Annotated in this window: 21 protein-coding genes; 7 read left to right on the top strand and 14 right to left on the bottom strand. The window is 58.1% G+C overall.

Annotated features, from left to right (window positions below; genetic code table 11):
* Positions 1–8 precede the first annotated feature (8 nt).
* On the top strand, positions 9–377 hold the full coding sequence (locus EII26_RS06870; RefSeq protein WP_124888414.1) for a MerR family transcriptional regulator: 369 nt from the start codon (positions 9–11) through the stop codon (positions 375–377).
* 321 nt (positions 378–698) lie between these two features.
* Here EII26_RS06870 and EII26_RS06865 read toward each other — a convergent pair whose 3' ends face one another.
* A complete protein-coding gene (locus tag EII26_RS06865; RefSeq protein ID WP_124888413.1) occupies positions 699–2,123 on the bottom strand; it encodes a pyridoxal phosphate-dependent decarboxylase family protein in 1,425 nt (474 codons plus the stop codon).
* 179 nt (positions 2,124–2,302) lie between these two features.
* Positions 2,303–2,758: a GNAT family N-acetyltransferase gene (locus EII26_RS06860; protein WP_199735103.1), complete on the bottom strand. Its 456-nt coding sequence runs from the start codon at positions 2,756–2,758 to the stop codon at positions 2,303–2,305.
* A gap of 51 nt (positions 2,759–2,809) precedes the next feature.
* Here EII26_RS06860 and EII26_RS13610 point away from each other — a divergent pair, with 51 nt between their 5' ends.
* The gene (locus EII26_RS13610; protein ID WP_124888412.1) at positions 2,810–3,118 is read left to right on the top strand and encodes a methylated-DNA--[protein]-cysteine S-methyltransferase; all 309 of its coding nucleotides are present in this window, start codon (positions 2,810–2,812) and stop codon (positions 3,116–3,118) included.
* Positions 3,119–3,558: 440 nt separating this feature from the next.
* On the opposite strand, the gene EII26_RS06850 is transcribed toward EII26_RS13610, so the two are convergent.
* A complete protein-coding gene (locus tag EII26_RS06850; protein ID WP_124888411.1) occupies positions 3,559–4,113 on the bottom strand; it encodes a hypothetical protein in 555 nt (184 codons plus the stop codon).
* A 323-nt stretch (positions 4,114–4,436) separates the two neighbouring features.
* Here EII26_RS06850 and EII26_RS06845 point away from each other — a divergent pair, with 323 nt between their 5' ends.
* Positions 4,437–5,144 carry a response regulator transcription factor gene (locus tag EII26_RS06845; protein ID WP_124888410.1) on the top strand — a complete coding sequence of 236 codons (708 nt, stop codon included), beginning with the start codon at positions 4,437–4,439 and terminating at the stop codon, positions 5,142–5,144.
* On the top strand, positions 5,141–6,541 hold the full coding sequence (locus EII26_RS06840) for a sensor histidine kinase (protein WP_124888409.1): 1,401 nt from the start codon (positions 5,141–5,143) through the stop codon (positions 6,539–6,541). The genes EII26_RS06845 and EII26_RS06840 overlap by 4 nt, the downstream gene beginning before the upstream one ends.
* A 171-nt stretch (positions 6,542–6,712) precedes the next feature.
* Here EII26_RS06840 and EII26_RS06835 read toward each other — a convergent pair whose 3' ends face one another.
* The 3 genes from EII26_RS06835 to thrC are packed head-to-tail and all read right to left on the bottom strand — an operon-like array spanning position 6,713 to position 9,229.
* Positions 6,713–7,192 (bottom strand): ACT domain-containing protein, encoded by a 480-nt coding sequence (locus tag EII26_RS06835; protein WP_124888408.1) that lies wholly within the window; start codon positions 7,190–7,192, stop codon positions 6,713–6,715.
* A gap of 4 nt (positions 7,193–7,196) precedes the next feature.
* Entirely contained in the window at positions 7,197–8,183 is a 987-nt protein-coding gene (gene thrB / locus EII26_RS06830) for a homoserine kinase (protein ID WP_124888407.1), read from the bottom strand.
* The gene (gene thrC, locus EII26_RS06825; RefSeq protein WP_124888453.1) at positions 8,180–9,229 is read right to left on the bottom strand and encodes a threonine synthase; all 1,050 of its coding nucleotides are present in this window, start codon (positions 9,227–9,229) and stop codon (positions 8,180–8,182) included. Before thrC ends, thrB begins: the two co-directional genes overlap by 4 nt.
* Before the next feature lie 231 nt (positions 9,230–9,460).
* Here thrC and EII26_RS06820 point away from each other — a divergent pair, with 231 nt between their 5' ends.
* Genes EII26_RS06820 through EII26_RS06810 form a run of 3 tightly spaced genes read left to right on the top strand, consistent with a single transcriptional unit; the run spans position 9,461 to position 12,175 of the window.
* The gene (locus EII26_RS06820) at positions 9,461–10,426 is read left to right on the top strand and encodes a TRAP transporter substrate-binding protein (RefSeq protein ID WP_124888406.1); all 966 of its coding nucleotides are present in this window, start codon (positions 9,461–9,463) and stop codon (positions 10,424–10,426) included.
* Between the two features lie 4 nt (positions 10,427–10,430).
* On the top strand, positions 10,431–10,904 hold the full coding sequence (locus EII26_RS06815; protein ID WP_124888405.1) for a TRAP transporter small permease: 474 nt from the start codon (positions 10,431–10,433) through the stop codon (positions 10,902–10,904).
* Entirely contained in the window at positions 10,901–12,175 is a 1,275-nt protein-coding gene (locus EII26_RS06810; RefSeq protein ID WP_124888404.1) for a TRAP transporter large permease, read from the top strand. Before EII26_RS06815 ends, EII26_RS06810 begins: the two co-directional genes overlap by 4 nt.
* Before the next feature lie 238 nt (positions 12,176–12,413).
* Here EII26_RS06810 and EII26_RS06805 read toward each other — a convergent pair whose 3' ends face one another.
* The 8 genes from EII26_RS06805 to EII26_RS06770 form a co-directional block, all read right to left on the bottom strand.
* The gene (locus EII26_RS06805; protein WP_124888403.1) at positions 12,414–13,403 is read right to left on the bottom strand and encodes a dipeptidase; all 990 of its coding nucleotides are present in this window, start codon (positions 13,401–13,403) and stop codon (positions 12,414–12,416) included.
* Between the two features lie 23 nt (positions 13,404–13,426).
* Positions 13,427–14,143, bottom strand: coding sequence for a hypothetical protein (locus EII26_RS06800; protein WP_124888402.1), 717 nt, complete (start codon positions 14,141–14,143; stop codon positions 13,427–13,429).
* 24 nt (positions 14,144–14,167) lie between these two features.
* Positions 14,168–14,875, bottom strand: coding sequence for a DUF5058 family protein (locus EII26_RS06795; protein ID WP_124888401.1), 708 nt, complete (start codon positions 14,873–14,875; stop codon positions 14,168–14,170).
* A gap of 77 nt (positions 14,876–14,952) precedes the next feature.
* Entirely contained in the window at positions 14,953–16,137 is a 1,185-nt protein-coding gene (locus EII26_RS06790) for a MalY/PatB family protein (protein WP_124888400.1), read from the bottom strand.
* Between the two features lie 41 nt (positions 16,138–16,178).
* Positions 16,179–17,570: an MmgE/PrpD family protein gene (locus EII26_RS06785; RefSeq protein WP_124888399.1), complete on the bottom strand. Its 1,392-nt coding sequence runs from the start codon at positions 17,568–17,570 to the stop codon at positions 16,179–16,181.
* Positions 17,571–17,634: 64 nt separating this feature from the next.
* Positions 17,635–19,032, bottom strand: coding sequence for a class II fumarate hydratase (fumC, locus tag EII26_RS06780; RefSeq protein ID WP_124888398.1), 1,398 nt, complete (start codon positions 19,030–19,032; stop codon positions 17,635–17,637).
* Between the two features lie 304 nt (positions 19,033–19,336).
* On the bottom strand, positions 19,337–19,927 hold the full coding sequence (locus EII26_RS06775) for a FumA C-terminus/TtdB family hydratase beta subunit (protein WP_124888397.1): 591 nt from the start codon (positions 19,925–19,927) through the stop codon (positions 19,337–19,339).
* A 75-nt stretch (positions 19,928–20,002) separates the two neighbouring features.
* Positions 20,003–20,893, bottom strand: coding sequence for a fumarate hydratase (locus EII26_RS06770; protein WP_199735101.1), 891 nt, complete (start codon positions 20,891–20,893; stop codon positions 20,003–20,005).
* Positions 20,894–21,414: the final 521 nt, after the last annotated feature.

Genomic DNA, 21,414 nt, shown 5'->3' with positions numbered 1-21,414 from the left:
GACTTTCTTTGGATTATTCGATCGGCGAATTTTCGAAACTTACGGGGCTTGGAATACACACCCTGCGCTATTACGAGCGGGAGCATCTGCTTGCGCCGGAACGCAATGCCGGAAACCGACGCCGCTATTCCGACAGGGACATGACGTGGGTCGATTTCATAAAGCGCTTGAAGGATACGGGTATGCCCATCAGGGAGATCAAGCGTTATGCGCTGCTGCGGGCTGCCGGAGAATCGACGCTGAACGAGCGGCTGAAACTGCTCCTGAGACACCGGCGGGCATTGAAAGAGCAAGTGGCAAAGCTGCAGGAACATCAGTCCAAACTGGACGACAAAATTCAATTTTATCGTGAGGAAATTGAAAGACGGACGGATTAGGGTGTCTCCATGCCGACCCTTCGGCTGTGTGCCGCGCAGGAGCGCGGGCTGATCTGCGCCCCCAAGGTCGAGACAAGGAACGGATCCTCTCCCTCGACGCACAAAGTTCCCCTTCCGGCGGGCAAAGGCCAACACCGAGCCCTAACCGCCTCCGGTTCTTGCATCGGCCTCGATCGGCTCCATGAGATCCTGCCGTGAGGCCCTGTGCCGACCTCGAGCTGTAGTGGGGAAAATCATGACGGGGCCGAAGGATCCGTTTGGCCCGCCGCTAAGCGGGCTTGTCCCCTCCGGGCCTGTATGTGCAGAAACAGGCCGGTTTTTTCACGGCGCTCCCCCTCCGCGCGGCGCATTCCGTACTTTTTGCAGGGCCGCGCTGAAGGAGGCGGCGCTTCGGTCGACGTCCTCGCGGGTCGTCGCATGAGAGCAAACGCTGACGCGTATCACGGGCTTTCCCTTCCATCGGCTCCCGCTGCACCAGCAAACGCCGCCGTCCTGTATCGCCCGCAGCACGGCCTCGGTCTCGGCCTCCGTATCGCACGCCACCATAAACTGATTGAAGAAAACGGGGTTGATCAGGGTGAACCCGGCCTGCCGCAATCGGGAGGCAAAGAGCTCCGCGTTGTCGCAGAGCCTGTCGATCAGCTGTTCGACACCCTTTGCGCCCAAGCATTTCAGCAGCGCCCAAAGCGGGACCGCCCTTGCCCTGCGCGACATCTCGGTCGTATAGAGCATCCCGTCGCGGCGGTCCCCATATTGGATGTAGGAGCCGCTGGCCTGCAGAGCGGCAACCAGCGCGTCCCTGTGCCGGCACAGGACAATGCCGCAGTCGTAGCCGACGTTCAGCGTCTTGTGGGCGTCCGTCGACCAGGAATCGGCCCTCTCCATCCCGGCCACGTGATGGCGATGCCGCTCCGAGGCGGCCGCCCAGAGCCCGAAAGCGCCGTCGACGTGCGTCCAGGCCCCTGCCGTTTCCGCCAGACCGCACAGCTCCTCGAGCGGGTCGTAGCTGCCGCCGTTGACGTTCCCGGCCTGCAGGATCAGGAGGGTCCTCTCGTCCAGTTTTGGGACCGCTTCGGCCCGGATCCGGCCGAGCTCGTCCGTCGGAACACGCTCGATCTCCCGTGTCCCGAAGCCCAGAACGGAGAGGGCGGCCCTGATGGACGAGTGGGCGTCCTCTCCCAGCACGATGCGGATCGGCGGGGCGTTGCGCAGTCCGTCCTTTGTGATGTCGTAGCCGAGCCTTCCCAGGAGGGTGTTTCTTGCGGCGGACAAGGCGCATATGGCGGCGTTGGATGAGCCGGTCACGAGACCCATCGCCGTGCCCTTCTCCAGGCCCAGCAGCTCCGTTATCCAGAGCTCGCAGATCTCCTCCAGCTCCGCGGCGACAGGGGACATGACCGCAAGGGCCCCGTTCTGATTCCACGTGTCCGTCAGCCATCCGGCCGCGTGAGCGACGGGGAGCAGGCCGCCGTTCACAAACCCGAAACAGCGTCCTCCGATCTGGGCGGTCGTCCCGGGGGAGCCGATCCTGTGGAGCAGTTCGAGGACCCGCTGAGGGTCCGTCCCCTCCACGGGCAGAGGGCCTCCGAGCCTCTTCAGGTTTTCCAGGCTGTCCCCTTCGGGATACGGCGGGCGCTCATCGATGTGCCGGATATAGTCGAGCGCATACCGACCGGCTTTTTCCAACAGGGTTCCGTATGCATCGATTCCATCGAGCTTGTCCGCCGTCGCCCTTCTCGTTTTCATGTTGCACTCTCCTTCGCTGTCGGACAAAATATCCTGTCCTCTCCCGGGCTTTTCCGTGACCCTGCTTCGGCGGAGGTCGTCCGTACGGCCGTCGAAACGCGCGAAGCGGCGGGACCGATCGGCCCGTGATGCGGCAGGAGGAAGCGCCGCGCCCCTTTGCGCCAGCGGGGGCTACGCGCTCACAGGTCCAGGCGGTAGCGGCATGCTTTCCGCTTCCCCTCGGCGTACATCTCGTGCCACTCGGGGATGTCCACGACGTCCATCAGCCGGGCTCCGGCGTAGAGGCAGGTCCTTCGCGAGGGCTCGTTCTCCGGGGCGCAGGCGATGAAGAGCGCCCTCATGCCATGTTTGCGCGCGAGCTCCGGAAGGAGGCGGCAGGCCTTTCCGGCGAAGTGATTGCCCCGAAAGGGCTCGTAGACCGCGTAGCCGATGTTGCCGCCGAAGGCCGTGCTGCGGTTGTGCCCGATCCGGAGGTCGATCCAGCCCAGCTCCGCATCGCCCTCGATGCGGCAGATCTTGAAGTGGTAGACCGGGACGTAGCCCTTTTCCGGATCCGCCTCCGAGGTGCGGTCCAGCCTCAGGAAGATCTCTCCGTCCCGCAGCCTCTTGTTCAACATGGATGCGCCGTAGAACATGATGTCCATGCCCCCTTTGCGCTATTGTGGCGCAAGGCGGAGGTTTTGGCAATGAGGGACGCAGCGGCGGACGGGAGCGGGAATCCGTTCGAAAACGCGTTGCCCGTGGGGATCCATACCCTCGCATCCGACGGGGACAGCCTGGTCGGCCTGTGCCCGAATGGGCAAAAACATCACGGGGCGAGCCGGGCGGTGGGACACAACCCCATATCCGTCATCATTCCCTGCCATCGGGTCGTGGGGGCGGACGGCAGCCTGACGGGATACGCCGGCGGCATCCCGACGAAGGTGAGGCTGCTGGATCCGGAGGACGTCGGCATGGACCGCCTGTTTGCGCCCCCAAAAGGGACCGCTCTGTAGGGGAAGGGCCGTACCTGGACTGTCGCTGTAAAACGCGCATATTGCCCGACGACTGCGGGATCATTCCCTCAGTGCCGTGATCGGCATCACAAACAAGCCGTCCGGGCCAGCCGCCGCGAATCATCGGGTCGATGAGCCTCCCCATTCCCTGGGATTTTGGAATTTCATTCCATCAAATTTTTGGTTTTCGATCCGCGTGTTTTTGGAGCGTTGTCGGGTGTCGGTTCGTCAGGTGGACGTGCACGATCTCAAAGCACCGTTCCGCACGCCGGCTCCGGTCGTCCATGGCGAGATGCCCCATTGGGGCTGCTTCGGCGGGGACTCCATCAAGAAGCCGAAGGAGGACGACAAGATATTGTCGAGCGTTCCGGCCAACCAACAACCCCGCCCTCAAAGGGCGGGGTTGGCTGCAAGGTGCGTCTTTGTCGGCGGGGAAGGAACTAAGGTTTTGCCGGGTCGGCCTTGTCCGGCGCGGCGGGCTGGCCGGGGGGGACGGCCCGATTCAGTTCCTGCTGCCTGCGGAAGCTGTCGATGGCCTCGAGCCTTTGGGCGAAGCGCCAGGCCCCGATCTCCTGGTGGATCTGCACGATCCTTCCATGGAGCTCCAGGGCCTTGTCCCGGTCGATGGGCGTACGGGACAAAACATCCCGCAGCTCCACGTGCAGTTTCTCCATCTCTACGGCCTTCGCGCGGAGCGCCTCCGGCATATCGACGGCATTCCATCCCATCCTGCCGTCCCAGCCATGGCCCCTGTAACCCCGGCCGTTCCGGCCATGCACCTGATGCCCTCGTCCGTGTCCCGGACGATGCATCCCGTTCCGTCCGGAGAACACGGGACACTCTCCTGCCCACGCAGGTCCGCCTTCCCGGTACGTCTGCGGACAGGCACCGTTGGGAGGGAAAACCCCCTTTTGTCCTCTGTTGTTCTTGGCCATCGCCGTTCCTGCGATGCTCAGCAGTCCTACGACCAATACCGCGATAACGACCTTTTTCATCTGAACGACCTCCTCATGATCTGCCGGGGGATCGTTTTCCCCCGGGTAAATACAGGATAACCGCCCAATGTGAAGAGAATATGAACGCAATGAGGATATCCCGTGGAGACGCCTGTCCCTTTGGAATGTAAGGGGAGGGAAAGGGGGCTTCTTCACGGGAAGGTTTCAAGGGGCGATATGAAGATCATATAAGGTCAATTGTTTTATGCGCTAAAATTACTGAAAAAGAGGGGCTTTCCCCTCGACTTATTTTCTCCGCATTTGTGCTCTATCATTGAGAATCGACATGAGGTGCGTGACGGGACGCAGAAGGAGGGGGAACGATGAGGCTTTTGATCGTCGAGGACGAGCCGGCGATCGCAGAGGTGGTGGTGGCGTACGCGGCTCGCGAGGGGTACGAGACCCTGTGGGCCGCGGACGGCGAGGCCGCGATGTCTCACTGGAAGAGTGAGGGGGCCGACCTCGTGGTTCTGGATCTGATGTTGCCCAAGCTGAGCGGATTGGAGGTGTGCCGGCGCATCCGAGCCCGCTCTTCCGTGCCCATCGTGATGCTGACGGCCAGGGGCAGTGAGGACGATGTCGTTGCAGGGCTCGATGCCGGAGCGGACGATTATGTCGGCAAACCCTTCAGTCCCCGGGTCCTCATGGCTCGGATCCGTGCGCACCTCCGCCCGGCGCGGGAATCGAGGGAGGCCGTGGGCAGCGGCGGATTGGTGAGGGTGGGCGGGCGCATCGAGGTCGACCCGCAGCGGGTGGAGATCCGAAAGGACGGCTCGGCGGTCCCCGTCACGCGCAGCGAGTTCCTGGTCTTCTCGACCCTGGCCTCCCGGCCCGTGAGGACCTGGTCGCGGGACGACATCATCCGCGTCGCTCTGGGCGACGATTACGAGGGGTTCGACCGCACGGTGGACACCTACGTCAAGAACCTCAGGCGCAAGCTGGCAGAGCCGGGGCACGAGAACGGCTGGATACGCACCGTCTACGGTTTCGGCTACAGGATCGACGACGCCGATCCGGAGGAGCGGTCATGAAGGGGCGCTCTCTCCGGGTTCATCTGATGTCCCTCTACGTCCTCCTGGCGGTGCTGAGCGGGGCGATCGTCCCGGCCCTGGGGATGCGCCTGACCCTTTCGGGGTTCCGGGAGTATCTGGAGCGTCGGCGGCTCTCCGACCTGGAGGCCCTGGGGCAATCCCTGGAGGCCCTTTATCGGGAGGACGGAGGCTGGGACCGAAGGCGCGTCATGGACGTCATGCGTTCCTCCCCGCGTTGGGGAGTCCCGGATATCGCCCTTTGGGATGCGGACGGGAACAGGCTTCTGCCCCATGGGCCCGGTCGGGGGCACGGAGCGCACGGGAGGAAAGTCGGGGGCGGCAAACTCGCCGTCGTCGAGCTGAACTCGGGCGACCGACGGATCGGTCTCCTGGAGGGGAGCCTCCAGGCTCTGCCCAGTCGTTTTGACCGGGATTTCGTGTCGCGCCTCGCCCGGAACACCTTCCTGGGGGCGCTGGTGATGATCGCCGTGGCCTGCGGGCTGGGGTATTTCGTCGCCGGAGGGTTGAGCCGGCCCGTGGTACGGGCGGCCGAACGGGCACGGCGCATCAGCCGGGGGGAGTATGAGCTGGATCCGGAACCTCCGAGCGGCATCCGGGAGATGGACGTGCTGTCCCGCGGGGTGGAGGATCTGGGGCGCTCCCTGGCCGGACAGGAGCGGCTGCGCAGGCGGCTGATGGTGGACATCGCGCACGAGCTCAGGACCCCGCTGACGGTGGTGCGCTCTCAGCTGGAGGCCATGGCGGACGGGATCTGGGAGGCGAGCCCCGATCGGTTGGCGCTCTGCGTCTCCGAGGTGGGGCGTCTGAGCGCCCTGATAGGGGAGGTGGAAACCCTGACGCATCTGGAGGGCGAGGTTCTGTCGGTCCGCGTCGAGGATACGGACCTCGCCGAGTTCTTGCGGGCTCTTCTGGATGCTCTGGAGCCGCTCTTCGAGGGGGCGGAGGTGGCGCTTTGCCGCAGCCTCGAGCGGGACGTCCGGGCGGAGATCGATCCCGAACGGTTTCGCCGCGTGATCGACAACCTGCTCTCGAATGCGCTGCGCTATTCGGACCCCGGGGGACGCGTGGAGGTGCGGCTGCTCACCCGCGACGGCGAGGCCGTGATCGAGGTCGAGGACTGGGGGACGGGAATCGCCGCATCGGACCTTCCCCACGTCTTCGACCGCTTCTACCGATCGGACGCGGCCCGAGCCCGGGCGACCGGGGGCCGCGGCGTGGGGCTCGCCATCGCGAAGGCGATGGTGGAGGCCCATGGCGGGACGATCGCCGTGTCCAGCACGGAGGGGCATGGCAGCCGGTTCGCGGTGACGCTGCCCTTGGCGGCGGATGCAAGAGAAATGAAGACTGTCAAAAAAGACGACAAATCAATTGATTAATATTGACCTTTGAGTGCGATCCCCTTGCTCTTGCCTTTGCAGCTTGTGGGAGAGAGCTTGATGGCGGGGGCTCGTTTTTGCGTCGTGCGAAAGCGTCGGAAGCGCAGCATTCGGGGCCCCGGACGGTAAAGTCCGGGGCCCCGACTTGATCTGTCCGGGAAGGGCCGGAGGCTACGCGGGTTTGACCCCGAAGGTCCCCTCCAGGGCCTCGACGGCCCGGTCCACGGCGGTGGCGTCCACGACGCAGGTGACCGCGAGCGCGCTTGAGGTGATCATCCCGATGTTCACGTTCACCGACGCCAGAGTGGCGAACATCTTTGCGGCGATCTCCGGGCTGGAGGACAGGTCCCGGCCCTGGATGGAGACGCTGGCCACCTCCGTGTTGAAGGAGACGCCCTGGGCCCTGATCGACTCGGCGGCCGCCCGGCAGACGGGGATGGCGTCGTCCAGACGGTCCTTGCGGATCAGGAAGGTCATGTCCGTCATGCCGCCGCGCATGTTGTTCTGGACGATCATCTCCACTCCGACGTTCTTCTCGGACAGGGACGAGAAGACGGTGGCCGCGACCCCCGGGAGGTCGGGGACGCCCAGCAGGATGATGCGGGCGCACCCGCGGTCGATCCGGATGCTTTCGATCGTCGACTTTTGCATGGTCTCAGCTCCTATCCCGAGAAATGAAATTTTTCCCCGCGCCTCCGGCCGGCGGCAGGCCGCCGGCGGCGCGTTCGATCGCCGCTCCGGTGGAGGAGCCGCGAAGGACGAAGAACTGCGAGGGCACGTCGTGCTCGGAGAACGTGCGGCACATCGCCGAGGCGACCGCGCCGGGCGAGCCCCGCACCAGCGCCACCATCGTGGGGCCCGACCCGCTGATCGCGACGGCCACGCAGCCGGGAAGCTCCCGGATGCGCTCCAGGATGGCCTTGCCGCCGGGGAAGAGGGAGCTTCGGTAGGGCTGATGCAGGCGGTCGTCCATCCCCCAGGACAGCAGGTCCCATCGGCCCGTCGCCCAGGCGGCGCAGAGCAGGGAGGCGCGCCCCAGGTTGAAGACGGCGTCCCCGAACTGGACCAGCTCGGGCAGGACCTGGCGGGCCTCCTGGGTACGGACCCGGACGTCCGGCACCGCGGCCACCACGTGCATGTCGTCCGGCAGGGGCGGAAGCTTCACGTAGCGCAGGTCCCGGCCGTCCCAGCAGCAGACAGTCATGCCCCCGACGTAGCAGGGTACGACGTTGTCCGGGTGCCCCTCGATCAGGGTCATGACGCGCAGCAGCTCGGCCTCGTCCGCCCCCTTGCCCGAGACGGCGTCCGCGAGCGCCACGCCCGCCACGACGGCGGTGGAGGAGCTGCCGAGCCCGCGGCAGAGCGGGATGACGTTGTGGCACTCCAGGGCCAGGCCCCGGGCGGGGAGCCCCCACTCCGCGCAGGCGCGGAGGTAGCTCCGAACCACCATGTTGGAGGCCGCGTCGGTCAGCTCGTACGCCCCCTCGCCGATGACGTCGCAGGTGAACTCCCCCTCGGGCAGCAGCTCTCGGACGTTGAAGACGTTGCAGAGGGAGAGCGCCATGCCCAGGGTGTCGAAGCCTGAGCCCAGGTTCGCGCTCGTGGCGGGGACGCGCAGGGAGAGGAGGGGGGCGCCCTTCATGACGGGGTCCCCAGGACGTCCATCAGCGCGTCGAGGGAGTCGTCGATCTCGACGGGGCGTCCCGTCTGGGAGAGCGCCGTGTCCGGATCCTTCAGGCCGTTGCCCGTCAGGACCATGGCCACGGTGATGCCCTTCGGCAGGCGCCCGGCGCGTTCGAGCGCGAGGAGCCCCGCGAGGGGAGCGCAGGATGCGGGTTCGGCGAACACTCCTCCCTCGGAGGCCAGAAGCCTCTGGGCGGCCAGGATCTCCTCGTCGGAGACCGCGTTGAACTCGCCGCCCGACTCCGACACCGCCGCTCGGGCCAGGTGGCCGCTGACCGGGCTGCCGATGCGTATGGCCGTGGCGACCGTCTCGGGGTTCGGGCAGGGGCGCCCCGTGACGAGCGGCGCGGCCCCCGCCGCCTGAAAGCCCATCATGCGGGGGGCGCGGGGTATCCGGCCCAGGCCGAGGTACTCGGAGTAGCCCGCCCAGTAGGCGCTGATGTTCCCCGCGTTCCCGACGGGGATGGCGTGCCAGTCCGGGGCCCTGCCGCCCAGGGCCTCGCAGATCTCCCAGGCGCCCGTGCGCTGGCCGATGAGCCGGTAGGGGTTGACGGAGTTGACCATGGCGCAGCCGGTCCTCTCGGCCGCCGTGCGCGCCAGTTCCAGGGCGCGGTCGAAGTTGCCCCGCACGGCGATGACCTTCGCCCCGTACATCAGGGCCTGGGCCAGCTTGCCCAGAGCGACCTTGCCGGCCGGGAGCAGGACGAAGCAGGGGATGCCGACGGAGGCCGCATAGGCGGCCGCCGAGGCGGAGGTGTTGCCCGTCGAGGCGCAGATCAGGGCGCGCTTGCCCTCCTCCAGCGCCTTGGCGACGGCCAGGACCATGCCCCTGTCCTTGAAGGAGCCCGAGGGGTTGCACCCCTCGAACTTGCCGTAGAGCGTGATGCCGAGCCGTGCCCCGATGCGCGGCAGGGCGATCAGCGGGGTGGAGCCCTCCTCCAGGCTGACGGGCGGCGTCGCGGACGTCACCGGAAGCAGCTCGGCGTAACGTGCCAGAATGCCCATGCTCTGTCCCTCCATCCCTTGGGCGGGGGTTGCCGCATGAGCGCCCGCGCCCTTTTTTGGAATTTTTCACGGTTATACACTGCAGGAAAAGGGATGTCAAGGCCGATGCGTCGTAAAAGGTTTTCTTTTTTCTTGTAACGTGTAAAATGAAACTTGTGTGTCAATCCGATCGCCCCTCTTCCTTGCGGAAGGGAGCGCGGATACGTCGAATGTCGGGAGGGTATCGAGAGGATGAGGAAATTCGGGTTTGCGGTTGTTGCGTTGCTGCTGCTGGCGGTGCCGGCGTTTGCGGGCACGACGATTCGGGTGGGCCACGTGCTGAATCCGGATCATCCGTGGAACGTCGCATTGGAGGGCCTGGCGTCCGATCTTGCCGGGGCGACGGAGGGCCGGGTGACGCTGAAGGTCTTCCACAGCGCCCAGTTGGGGAACGAGAAGGACCTGATCGAGGGGCTGAAGATGGGGACGATCGACGGAGCCCTGGTCGGGGGGTCCTCGTTCCAGTCCCTGGACCCGAAGTTCGGCATCGAGGAGCTGCCCTACGCCTTCGCGTCCCACGAGCAGGCGTACAGGGCCTTCGACGGCAAACTGGGGGAGGTCCTGTTCGGAATCCTGAAGGGAAAGGGCATCGTCGGCCTGGCCTGGTGGGAGAACGGGTTCCGCCACATCTCCAACAACAAGCGCCCGATCGACAAGCCCGAGGACCTGGCGGGCATCAAGATCCGGGTGACGCCCCAGAAGATGCGCCTCGACACCTTCACCGCCCTGGGCGCCTCGCCCATGCCCATTCCGTTCGGCGAGCTCTACTCCGCGCTCCAGCAGGGCGTCGTGGACGCCCAGGAGAACCCGCTGGTCATCTTCGTCTCCAACGCGTTCTCCGAGGTGCAGAAACACCTGTCCCTGACGGGGCACATCTGGACGTCGGCCGTGCTCTGCGTGGGGACGGACGTCTGGGACCGAATCTCCGAGGAGGACCGCAAGGCCTTTTTGACCCTGGCCGCGAAGTGGCGCGACGAGGAGCGGAGGATGATCCGCGAGGCGGACGCCGCCCTGGTGGAGGAGATCCGCAAGAAGGGCGTCGACGTGCGCGAGGTGGACAAGGCCCCCTTCCGCGAGGCGGTCCAGGGCGTCTGGAAGAGCTTCGAGCCGACGTTCGGAGAGGAGCTGATGAAGCTGGTCCGGGAGGCGGGCGAGTAAGGGCATGAGGATATTCGATCGGCTCCTCAGGCCCTTTCTGATTCTTGTCGTGCTTCTGATCTTTCTCGAGGTCGTGCTCGAGGTCGCGTCGCGCTTCATCTTTCACAATCCCCTGCCCTGGGGCGCCGAGGCCAGCCAGACGCTGCTGGTGTGGATGACCTTCGTGGGCGCCGCGGCGGCGTTTCTGAGGGGCGAGCACATCGGCATCGAGATGCTGGTCGAGCGTCTGCCCCGCACCGCCCGCAAGGTGCTGATCCGTCTGAACGTCCTGATCATCCTGGCGTTCCTGGGCTATGGGATCCGCAGCGGCTGCAGGGTCGTGGCGCGGGTCTGGGACGACGTCACCGCATCCCTCCAGATCTCCGCGGGCATCCTCTATCTGGCGCTTCCCGTGGGGTTCGGCCTGATGGCCCTCTTCGGCCTCTGGATGCTGATCACGGGCAGGGAGGGGCTGGAGACGGAGAGGCACCCGTCATGACGCTGCTGCTGGGCTCCATGCTCCTGCTGATGGCGATGGGCATACCGGTCGCCTTCGCCATCGCCGTCTCGGGCGCGTCGTACCTGTTGATCTTCGAGTCCGTCCCCATAACGGCCATCGCGCAGCGCATGGTCGTGGGGGTGGACTCCTTCACGCTCCTGGCGATCCCGCTCTTCCTTCTGGCGGGTACGCTCATGGCCAAGGGCGACATCACGCCCAAGATCATGCGGCTGGCCTCGATCCTGGTGGGGCGGATCCCCGGGGGGCTCGCCATGGTGCTGGTGGTCTCGTGCATGCTGTTCGGGGCCATATCGGGGTCGGGCATCGCGGACGTGGCCGCGATCGGCTCGATCGTGGTCCCCATGATGCGCCAGCAAAAGTACAACATGTCCTTCACCGCGTCGCTCCTGGGCTGCGCGGGCTCGCTGGGGACCATCATCCCGCCCAGCATCGTCATGGTCGTCCTGGGCGTGACCATGGGCGTCTCCATAGGAAGGCTCTTTCTGGCGGGAATCCTGCCGGGCATTCTGCTGGGCGTGGGGCTGATGGCGCTCTCCTGGTACTTCGCCAGAAAGGAGGGCTATCCCTGCGGGGCCAAGCCCACCTGGCCGGAGGTGGCCCAGACCCTCAAGGAGGCCGTCCTGCCCATGGGGGCTCCCCTCATCATCGTCGTGGGGTTCCGGAGCGGGATCTTCACCGCAACGGAAACGGGCGCGATCGCGGCCCTCTACGCCCTCGTCCTGTCGGCCTTCGTCTACCGCAAGCTCTCGCTTCGGGACTTTTGGGACGTCTGCCATTCCGTGGCCCTCACCAGCGCCGCGGTGCTCCTCATCATCTCGTCGGCCTCCCTCTTCGGGTGGATCCTGGCCCTGGAGGAGATCCCGCAGAAGGTGGCGCAGACGATCCTGTCGATATCGGACAACTATTGGGTCGTGCTGCTCTTCTTCAACCTGCTGCTGCTGGTGCTGGGGACGTTCATGGAGTCCATCGCGATCATCATCATCATCGTCCCCGTCTTCATGCCGGTGATGAAGCAGCTGGGCGTGGACCCCATCCACCTGGGCGTCATGATCGCGGTGAACCTGGCGATCGGCGCGAACTCGCCCCCGCTGGGCGTGGACCTGATGACGGCGTGCAAGATCACGGAGACCCGGTACTCGGACTCGTTCCGCTACATCTATCCCTTCCTGGGGGTGATGGGGCTGGTTCTGCTGCTCATCATCCTCTTCCCCGGGGTTTCCACCTGGATCCCGAACGCCGTGATCCGTTAGTGCAATGGTCGAGGTCGCTGTAAGGCGACCTCGACCCATATCCATTGTGGAAGTGGTACTTACGACGTTTTTGTCGGCTTCGCTTCCCATTTGGATTGCATGTTATTCTGGAGAGTCTTGGATAGTTATTTGTGTTTCTCTGCCGTTATGTTTATCAAATGTATTCTAAAAAGCTTCTAAAGGAGCCTTGCTTGGTTGTATGTCTATTATTTGTATCCTGATCAATGTTGAAAATAAATTATTTCATGCACTGCAATATAATTCGAGAGACGTTTTTCCAAGCGATCTTTTCTATTTCATCTAAGGAAAAGCCGTTTTCTTCCATGGCTTGAAACAGAGTGCTCATGTGAGAGACATGGGGAATATCAAAAGATCCATGGATGCCATCGAAATCGGAGCCTAGTGCAACACTTTCAATTCCCGCCAGATTTTTTATCCGCTTCATGTGAGCCACAATGCTATCCGTGCTGCTGTGTTTGTTCTCTTGGTCTTTATTGAGAAACTCTGGCCCGAAGTTGACCCCTATAAGGCCTCCCGTTCTGCCGATCTCCTTTATCATTTCGTCTGTAAGGTTGCGAGGATGCGCAGCCAATGATCTGCAATTGGAATGAGAGGCAACAAAAGGGATCCCCTTCTTTGTGCTTATAGCCAAGACGTCATAAAACCCTCCGTCCGAGAGATGGGAGACGTCCACCAGAATTCCGTTATCCATCATCCAGTGAACGGCCTCTTTTCCGAATGCAGTTAAGCCTTCTGCCATGATATTGGCGTCCCTGGAATTAGGAGCTCCCAGACAATTTCGCTGATTGCCGGTCAGGGTGATCAGACGAACTCCTAAATCATAAAACTCTTTTAGTTTTTGGAGCTGCCCATTGATAAGACGTCCGTCCTCTACCGTAAGAAAGGCGGATAATTTCCCCATCGCTTCATTGTGTGCCATGTCCTTGGCGTTTCCGGCAAAGGCGATGAGTTCTTCGTGACGTTTGAGAGTATTTTTGAAAACCGTGTAGAGTCGATCAAAATACTCTTGATCGGTGATGGGTTGAATCCTTGCAAGGCGAGGGGAAGTGGGAGCCAGGAAGAAAATGGCAAAAAACTGTCCGATTCCTCCAGCGGCCCTGCAGCCTTTAAGGTCAAACATATGGGGATTTTCATAAAGATCTCCCTTGATATCGTTGGGCTCGCAATATTTCAAGAGAATATCACAATGCATATCGATGAACTTCATGAAGCACCCTTCCCCTCTTAATTTTATTTGCCATCGGCCTCCAATTTAGAACGTTCCTTGGTAAAGAGCAGGTATGCGAAAAGAATTGTTCCTGCAATACAAATGGCCAGGGTGTAACGCTTTAGAGGAGCTATGTTTTTTGCGACATAGAACAGAATGATGGTCACAGGCATATAAGAAAGCGCTCTCTTGGGGTTATTTACAGTGCGCATGGTGATCATTGAGGCGTAAAGAGCTGCCAGAGTGTAAGCGAATGCGTCTAACACATCCTGAGGAAGGACTTTCAACAGGTACGTTCCGCCATAAATGATCGCTGCTAGGATGATGATATTGACAAATACGGAGATCGCTATTGTTATGATTGTCCCGATATTTCCCCGTGGCGTGGTAACCTCTTCCTTCATGCTGCTCTGAACGGCCATAGCGACAGGGGCTCTCATATTGCCCACATTTCCGGACAGGTAGGCCATATAAGTTCCTGCGGAGCCCAGGATAGGGTAATAGGAAAGAGGCTCCGTTAACCATAGACTCAATCCGTAGGCCACGACAGCAAATATAACCTGAAAATAACTGCTGGCGTCCGCACGGTATCCTTTAAAAAAATAAAGGTAGATGACCGGCAAGAAAGAAAGCAGCAGGCCAATCACCATAGAGCTACGTCCCACAAGGTGCACTCGTCTCATAAAGATATCCTGATACTCTTGTTCCATGATGTTATTATTCTCCAGGATGTCAGACATTGAATATCATCTCCTCAGCTGAGTCTACATATATTTTTTTGTCAGGACAGCAGCAGTCATGCCCGCGATGAGACATATTACGAGGATCCAGTTGTTCAACCCTTTCTTTCCGGTTCTCTTGATATAGCTTTTCATGAGTAGTGTCAAAATCACTGAGACTACGATGGCCACGACGTGCGGCGTGCTCTTCATTTGATTTAGCGTATTTCGCCCAATCAAACCAACGGCTGCGGCTAGGCCTATATATGTAGTGAAAGAAATTTTCTTTGAAGCGGCTTTCTTCATAGCCATGTCGAGAGGTTTCAGGCTAATGAAGCAGTTGAGGAAATATGGGGCGGAAGCAAGGATCATACCGAATAGACAGAGGGTAAAGACCGATTCCGTAACGGCCTCTGTCCCCAGCGAAACTCCGATGGCATCTGCTGCCGTATTGGCTATGTTGAGTTCATAGGAGGCGGATCCTATTACCCCTACTCTCATAAAAGTCGTTGCTGGTCCTACGAAAGTGATCAGGGTCATAGCAAGAAGAACAACGCTGAGCGCTGGACCGATAACAGATACCGCACCTGTTTTAACGGCGTCTTTAACCTCCTGAGACGTGAGTACGTGATGCTTTTTGTTGAAGTTTAAAGCTATTTTCAGGAAAACTGCTGCCTGAAGGACCACAAAACCAATAAGAACGATCGCGAAGATCCAAATTTTGGGATTGATTCTCTGGATTGTTTCTGTCATAAAGAGCCCTCCCTTATAATAACGGATGTGCGATTTCCTGCTTTAACTTAATAGTGCGTTGTAGCTTGGGGCCAAAATTAGGCAACGGTGGCTTGGCTTATACCATCTTCAAAACAATCTTGAATACGTCGCAGTGCGTCGTCCAGAATCGAGTGTGGACATGCGATATTTATTCTCACGAAACCTCTGCCCTCCTCTCCGAAATCGGTCCCGTTCTGGACTCCTACCTTTGCTTTTCGAACAAAAAACTCCATCAGCTTATCCGGGTCCTCCGTCACCTCCCGACAATCCAGCCATAGGAGATAGGTGCCTTCTGGATTGACAAGTCGAAGTTTCGTTTTTTTCAGCTTTACTTTTGCCAGATCAAGGTTTTTTTTGAGGTAGCGCACCAATTGGTCCGCGTAATCTGTGCCACTCTCGAAGGCAACACAAGACGCTAGGGTCCCCATAATGTTTTGTCCGGTAGCCTTATTCGCAGTCAACACATCATGAATTCGTGACCTCAAAATGGAGTTGGAGGCTATTGTGACTGCCGTTCGGAATCCCGGGAGATTGAAGGTCTTGCTAGCACTGATAAAAGTGACACAATAGTCTGCGATTTTGGGGGACAATGATGCCATGGGGATATGCTGTTGGGGTGGATAAACGATGTCACAATGAATTTCGTCACTGAGTATCAGGATATCGTTCTCCATACAGATTCGGGCCATTTCTCGTAACTCAAATTCTGAAAAAACACGTCCGGTTGGGTTTTGTGGGTTGCAGAGGATGAAAAGACGGGTTTGAGAATCTTGACATAGCCTTTCAAAGTGCCCGAAGTCGATTTCGTAGCGCTCTTCCTTTAGCAGAAGAGGGTTGCAAAGAACTCTGCGGCCGTTATTCTCGATACTTGCAGCGAAAGGTGGGTAGCAGGGGGTCTGAATCAAGACTTTATCTCCTGGACGACTGAATGCGCGAATCGCGCATACGAGTCCTCCTACAACTCCGGGAATGAAAGTTACCCAATCCGGTGTCACCTCAAAAGCATGTCGCTTTCCCTCCCAAAGGGAAACGGCCTTCTTAAGTCTTTGGCTTTCCGAGGGATAACCGAAAATGCCATGTTGCAGTCTTTGAGCAAGGGCGTCGATAACCGCTTGGGGACTCTTAAAATCGGAGTCGGCTATCCACATCGGAATGACGTCCTTGGGATAAAGCCCATACTTTTTAGAGTCCGTCCCCCAACGTATCGTGATGTCATCAAAATCATGAAACAAGATGGCCATCTCCTTATCGGGTAGAATAATCCTCTATTGTTTTTAGAATTTCAGAGAAAGAATTTCTGAAAAATATTGATGAGGCTATCGCGATTTTCTATAGATTTAATTTGCTGCAACAAAGAATCGGCTTTGGATCGTTCCATTCTTAAAGCAGTCAGGCTGAAGTATTTTTCCTCAATCTCAGTGTCTGACATCGTATTTTCAGGGTCTCCCTTTGGGTAATCGATAAAAATATCGTAAGAGTTGCCTTGATTTGTTTGAATTACGACTCTAGAAGCCCATTTTAAAGGGTATAGAGCGTTCAATTCTTCAGAAGATTTGAGTGTAACGCTGAAGGCTAGTTTTTTGAAGCGCGGGTCCGTGAGATATTCCTCTCGAAAGGCATCGACTCCAACCTGTCCTAGTATAAGAGCGCTGGCTAAACAATAGGGGAGGCAGAACTTGGCTGCCGCAGGGGTAGAAAAATCATAGTTGTCCACGAGAGGAAGCGCAACATCGTAAGTTTCCACGGTAATGCTTTCTACATTTTCGTAAGTGATGTCTTCCCGTTGACAAAGATTCAGCACGGCATTGATCGGGCCATGAGTATGGCGACAGGATGCGTAGGGTTTAAATGCCGTCTCGCGGATTTTATAGTGGATTCCCCAATCCTTAAAGCTTCTCTCGAAGTTTGTTTCCTGCGAGTAAGCTTTGAAAAAGCCTCTTGGCCCCTCAAGAATTTGGCTTGCCCCCGTAAACCCCTTTTGAGCCAAGAGGGAGGATACAAGGCCGTTGTAAGCGGCCTTCCCACAGTGAAGATATTTGGTCATTGCGTTGTCGGATGCGAATTCCCATAGGCCTGCCGCTTGTGAGCCGGCGTTGCCCAGGGAGTGGAGTACACTTTGTTCGTCGAGATGTAACAGTTTAGCGCTTGCTGCTGCCGCACCAAAAGTACCACACGTGGAAGTTGTGTGCCATAGGGTATAGTGGGAGGGGGATATTGCCTCTCCAATCCGTATCATAACCTCGTAGCCGGCCACAATTGCCTCTACCATCTCCTTTCCTGAACTGCCTAAATGCTCTGCGAGAGCAAAAGTAGTCGATATCACCGGAGCAGCGGGATGGGAGATCGAGCTTTTATGTACGTCGTCCATCTCAAGGATATGACTGTTGTAAGCATTGACCATTGCAGCTTGAAGAATCGTCGTTTTGTTGAAGTTCCCTAGCAGTGTGGCCTGAGGCTTGCCCCCCATATCCATGACGAGGGATTCGACGATTTGCGCAGCAGAAGTGGAAGAGCCCCCTATAGCGCATCCCATCCAGTCTATGATACATTTTTTGACGATCGACAAAGTTTCTTGATCCAGATTGCCAAAGGAAAGATTCTGGATAAATCTTGCGCATTGTCTGCTTATTCCATCTGAAATTGTAGTCATAGCTATTTCCTTCTTATCCAGCACTGCAGAAAAAATGTCTAGAGGTTGGTAAAAGCATTGTTTCTATTTCTGTGTCACTTACTTGGATTCAGAGTCCTCTCCTTACGATATCTGGTCCGCACATAGCGCTGAGATCCATGTGCTTGTCGAACTCCTCCCCGGTCAGATACCCCAGGGCGACGGCGGCCTCCCTGAGCGTCACGTTCTCCGCGAACGCCTTTTTGGCGATCTCCGCGGCCTTGTCGTAGCCGATGTGCGGGCTCAGGGCCGTCACGTTCATCAGGGAATCGTTGACGAAAAGGCCGATCCTCTCCGTATTGGCCTGGAGTCCGGAGGCGCAGTGCTCGTCGAAGGAGCGCATACAGTCGGCGAGAAGGCGCGAGGATTGCAGAAAATTGAAGATCAGGACCGGCATGTAGACGTTCAGCTCGAAATTGCCCTGGCTGGCCGCAAAGCCGATCGTCACGTCGTTGCCCATCACCTGAGCCGCGACCATGGAGACCGCCTCGCATTGGGTCGGGTTGACCTTGCCGGGCATGATGGAGCTCCCGGGCTCGTTGTCCGGGATGAGCAGCTCCCCGAGCCCGCACCTGGGGCCGGAGGCCAGCCAGCGGATGTCGTTGACGATCTTCAGAAGGTCCGCGGCCAGTGCCTTCAAGGCGCCGTGAGCGAAGACGAGCTCGTCCTTGCTGGTCAGGGAGTGAAACTTGTTGGGCGCGGTCGCGAAGTCCTTTCCCGTGAGGGCTCCGATCTCCGCCGCGACCGCGGCGTCGAAGCCCTCCGGGGCGTTGAGCCCGGTTCCGACCGCGGTTCCTCCCAGGGCCAGGTCCTTCAGGAAGGAGAGCCCCGACAGGATCATCTCCTCGTCCCGGGCGAGCATGCGCGCCCATCCGCCGATCTCCTGTCCCAGGGTCAGGGGAGTCGCGTCCTGAAGGTGCGTCCGGCCCGTCTTGACGAGATCGGCGTATCGCCTTGCCTTCGCATCCAGCGTCTCCTTCAGCTGCCTCAGGGAGGGGAGGAGCCGGTCCTCCAGGGCGAGGACTGCTGCGATGTGCATCGCCGTGGGGAAGGCGTCGTTCGAACTCTGGGAGCGATTGACGTGATCGTTGGGGTGGAGCGGACTGTCCGAGCCCTCGAGGAGCTGGTTTCCTCTGTTGGCGATGACCTCGTTGACGTTCATGTTCGACTGCGTTCCGCTTCCGGTCTGCCATACGGCAAGCTCGAAATTCCCGTCGTGCCTGCCCTCCAGGATTTCGTCCGCCGCCCTCGCGATGGCGTCCGCCCGCACCGCGTCCAGGACCCCCAGCTTCCTGTTCGTGAGCGCCGCCGCCTTCTTCAGGATGGCGAAGGCGGCAATGATCTCCTTAGGCATCTTCTCCACGCCGATCTTGAAGTTGTCGATACTGCGCTGGGACTGGGCCCCGTACAATTTGTCCGACGGAACCCGCACCTCCCCCATGGAATCCCTCTCGATTCTGTATTCCACGGTTTTTCCTCCTTGATGAATAAATATTTAGAAAGTTATGTGGAATAACAAGGATGGGCTCCGAAGATTCTGCTCTGGGTAATGCCCACCAACTCAAAGGTTGTTTTGAATTTTGCTATAAAACTCAAGAAGTCTACCGCCTACTAAAATTTTTGATCTCATTCTTCACCACTTTTTTCGGAATCTATTTTCGAGCAGGCGCTTGAGCCTAGCCATCGTCTTTTTCTTTATTGCTGATCGGGTTGTTTCTGTAAGGTCGTGCTTGCACAGAAAAAGTAAAATTTAAGGCAACGAGGTTTCCGATTCAGCAGCCATAGAGAGCTTCCTTTTTTCTCTCCGCTTTTTCCCGGAGTTCCTGATAAATGCTTTTTCCGTGAGAGTCCATACCGACCACAAGGGGGCCGAACCTTTGAGCTTCAAGTATCCATAAAGCCTCAGGCACACCAAGCTCCAGCCAATGGACTTCTTTGATCTCAGAGATACCCTCTGCGAGAAGTACGGCACAACCCGGTGCGGCCTGAAAATAGACCTGTCCGTATTCCGCAAAGTCTTTCAGGCTATCCTCGCCCAGTCCTCCTTTACCTATGATCCCCTTAACTCCCAGATCCGCTACCATTCTGTGATAAGGTTCCATGCGAATACTCGTTGTGGGACCGATAACCACTAAATCATATCCTCCTTGTCTATTCATGTTGACGACAGGCCCGGCATGGAGAATAACAGATCCGTTAAAATCTAAGGGGAGATTTTCCTTGTTATCCAAAAGTTGCCGAATTTTCAAATGACCCATGTCCCGAGATGTCATAAGAGAGCCTTTGAGAAAAACGACATCTCCGATTTTTAGCCGTCTGATATCGGTTTCTTTGAGCGGTGTGTTTAGAAGTATCTCGGTCATCTCAAACACCTTTTTCCAAGCATTTCGCGATGTCAATTGCCGAATAGAGATACGAACAATTATGCACAAACAAGATTAAAACAGGATTTCCCTTTGTCCATCGGGATGAAGTCTTATGTAAGTTCGTCGTGCCGCCCAACAATGGAAGGTGATGGCCGCTGGAGCGATAGCTGTGTGTGTAGAGACGGAGTCTATTTTTACTGCAAGAAGAGTTGTATCTCCCCCGATACCCGCAGCTCCCAAGCCAAGACTGTTAATGTTTTCGAGCAGTTCTTTTTCAAGATCTGCGTATCGAGGATCAGGGTGAGTATCGTCCCAGCGCCGCGTGCTTACGGTTCTTCGAGCCAACTTACAGGCGACATCCATCTGGCCTCCCAAGCCTATGCCTATTGCGCCCGGTGGGCAGAATTTGCCTCCTCCTTTTATAACTGTATTCAGAACCCATCTTTTTAATCCGGCAAATCCCCTGTCTTTCTCAAGCTCTGCAACTGTGAAAATTTTCATGGCATTAGCCAATTCTGCCCCACATCCTTTAAAGCTCACCAACATGTCAAGATAATTCTGTGCAGGATGGTAGTCAAACTCGAAATTAGGAACCCCTAGACCAGAGTTATCCCCAGGATTTGCTCGTGTTAATGTATCAACCATACTGGGGCGCAGAAGATGTTGATTTGTTCCTTCGATTAACGCATCTCTCCACAGCTGCTTGATATCCTCAAGAGGCGAAGAGGAATCTCCAAAGCTGATGTAGACGGTGGGAAAACCCGGCGATTGACATAGGGGCCTGAGTTTTTCTCCCGAAAGTCTAACGTTGTCCAACATGGCTTGCATAATACTTTTTGCTGTCGGATTGCGCTCTTTTCCGATCGCCTCTCTCATGATCTTTACTGCATCGGGTGAGATAGATGTGGTTGCGCGGTAGATCATGTCATAGATTTCTTGGTAAAGATGGGGATATCGACTCAATTTTTTCCCTCCCGTATGGCAAGAAACGCGAAAAATAGTTCTTTCTCGATTACGCGTAATCCGAATACGGACAAAGGTAAAAATCGAAAAAATGCATCTGCTTCTGAAGCGCTTGAAGGTAGCAAGGTAACGGACTGATTTCGCAAATTACTTTGTGTTTATCCGCCCCATATTTTTGATGGAAAATACCAAGTCTATTGGGGTGTCAGAATCATACAATGTCGTTTGGAATTCCATCATTGTTTTTTCATGTCATGTATGCCTATGAAATGTATTATAGATCTCCCCTGAAAAAATGTAAATAGCTTAATAACATTCTTTATTTCGTGTTGTGTTGCTTGTTGTTTGGCCCCGAGTGGCAATTTTTATTCATTTTGTTGTGGGTATCGCTTCAGTGCACACCCCTAATAAGGCGTGAAAGTCTAGATAGTGTCGTCAGGAGAGGTTAAAAGGTTTAGAATATCCTCCAGCAGAATCATTCAGTCAGGGGGAAGTCACTATGGACCAAGGGCACAGAAGGC

This window comes from Fretibacterium sp. OH1220_COT-178 (assembly GCF_003860125.1).
GTDB lineage: Bacteria > Synergistota > Synergistia > Synergistales > Aminobacteriaceae > CAJPSE01.
This window is presented reverse-complemented; position numbering and strand designations above follow the sequence as displayed.

Coding starts and splice junctions, on each gene's coding strand:
- EII26_RS06795 (WP_124888401.1), bottom strand. CDS start 14,875: ATGACAGAAACAATCCAGAGAATCAATCCCAAAATTTGGATCTTCGCG.
- EII26_RS06790 (WP_124888400.1), bottom strand. CDS start 16,137: ATGGCCATCTTGTTTCATGATTTTGATGACATCACGATACGTTGGGGG.
- EII26_RS06845 (WP_124888410.1), top strand. CDS start 4,437: ATGAGGCTTTTGATCGTCGAGGACGAGCCGGCGATCGCAGAGGTGGTG.
- EII26_RS06805 (WP_124888403.1), bottom strand. CDS start 13,403: ATGAAGTTCATCGATATGCATTGTGATATTCTCTTGAAATATTGCGAG.
- EII26_RS06775 (WP_124888397.1), bottom strand. CDS start 19,927: ATGACCGAGATACTTCTAAACACACCGCTCAAAGAAACCGATATCAGA.
- EII26_RS06815 (WP_124888405.1), top strand. CDS start 10,431: ATGAGGATATTCGATCGGCTCCTCAGGCCCTTTCTGATTCTTGTCGTG.
- EII26_RS06840 (WP_124888409.1), top strand. CDS start 5,141: ATGAAGGGGCGCTCTCTCCGGGTTCATCTGATGTCCCTCTACGTCCTC.
- EII26_RS06800 (WP_124888402.1), bottom strand. CDS start 14,143: ATGTCTGACATCCTGGAGAATAATAACATCATGGAACAAGAGTATCAG.
- thrB (WP_124888407.1), bottom strand. CDS start 8,183: ATGAAGGGCGCCCCCCTCCTCTCCCTGCGCGTCCCCGCCACGAGCGCG.
- EII26_RS06865 (WP_124888413.1), bottom strand. CDS start 2,123: ATGAAAACGAGAAGGGCGACGGCGGACAAGCTCGATGGAATCGATGCA.
- EII26_RS06835 (WP_124888408.1), bottom strand. CDS start 7,192: ATGCAAAAGTCGACGATCGAAAGCATCCGGATCGACCGCGGGTGCGCC.
- EII26_RS06850 (WP_124888411.1), bottom strand. CDS start 4,113: ATGAAAAAGGTCGTTATCGCGGTATTGGTCGTAGGACTGCTGAGCATC.
- thrC (WP_124888453.1), bottom strand. CDS start 9,229: ATGGGCATTCTGGCACGTTACGCCGAGCTGCTTCCGGTGACGTCCGCG.
- EII26_RS13610 (WP_124888412.1), top strand. CDS start 2,810: ATGAGGGACGCAGCGGCGGACGGGAGCGGGAATCCGTTCGAAAACGCG.
- EII26_RS06820 (WP_124888406.1), top strand. CDS start 9,461: ATGAGGAAATTCGGGTTTGCGGTTGTTGCGTTGCTGCTGCTGGCGGTG.
- EII26_RS06810 (WP_124888404.1), top strand. CDS start 10,901: ATGACGCTGCTGCTGGGCTCCATGCTCCTGCTGATGGCGATGGGCATA.
- EII26_RS06860 (WP_199735103.1), bottom strand. CDS start 2,758: ATGTTCTACGGCGCATCCATGTTGAACAAGAGGCTGCGGGACGGAGAG.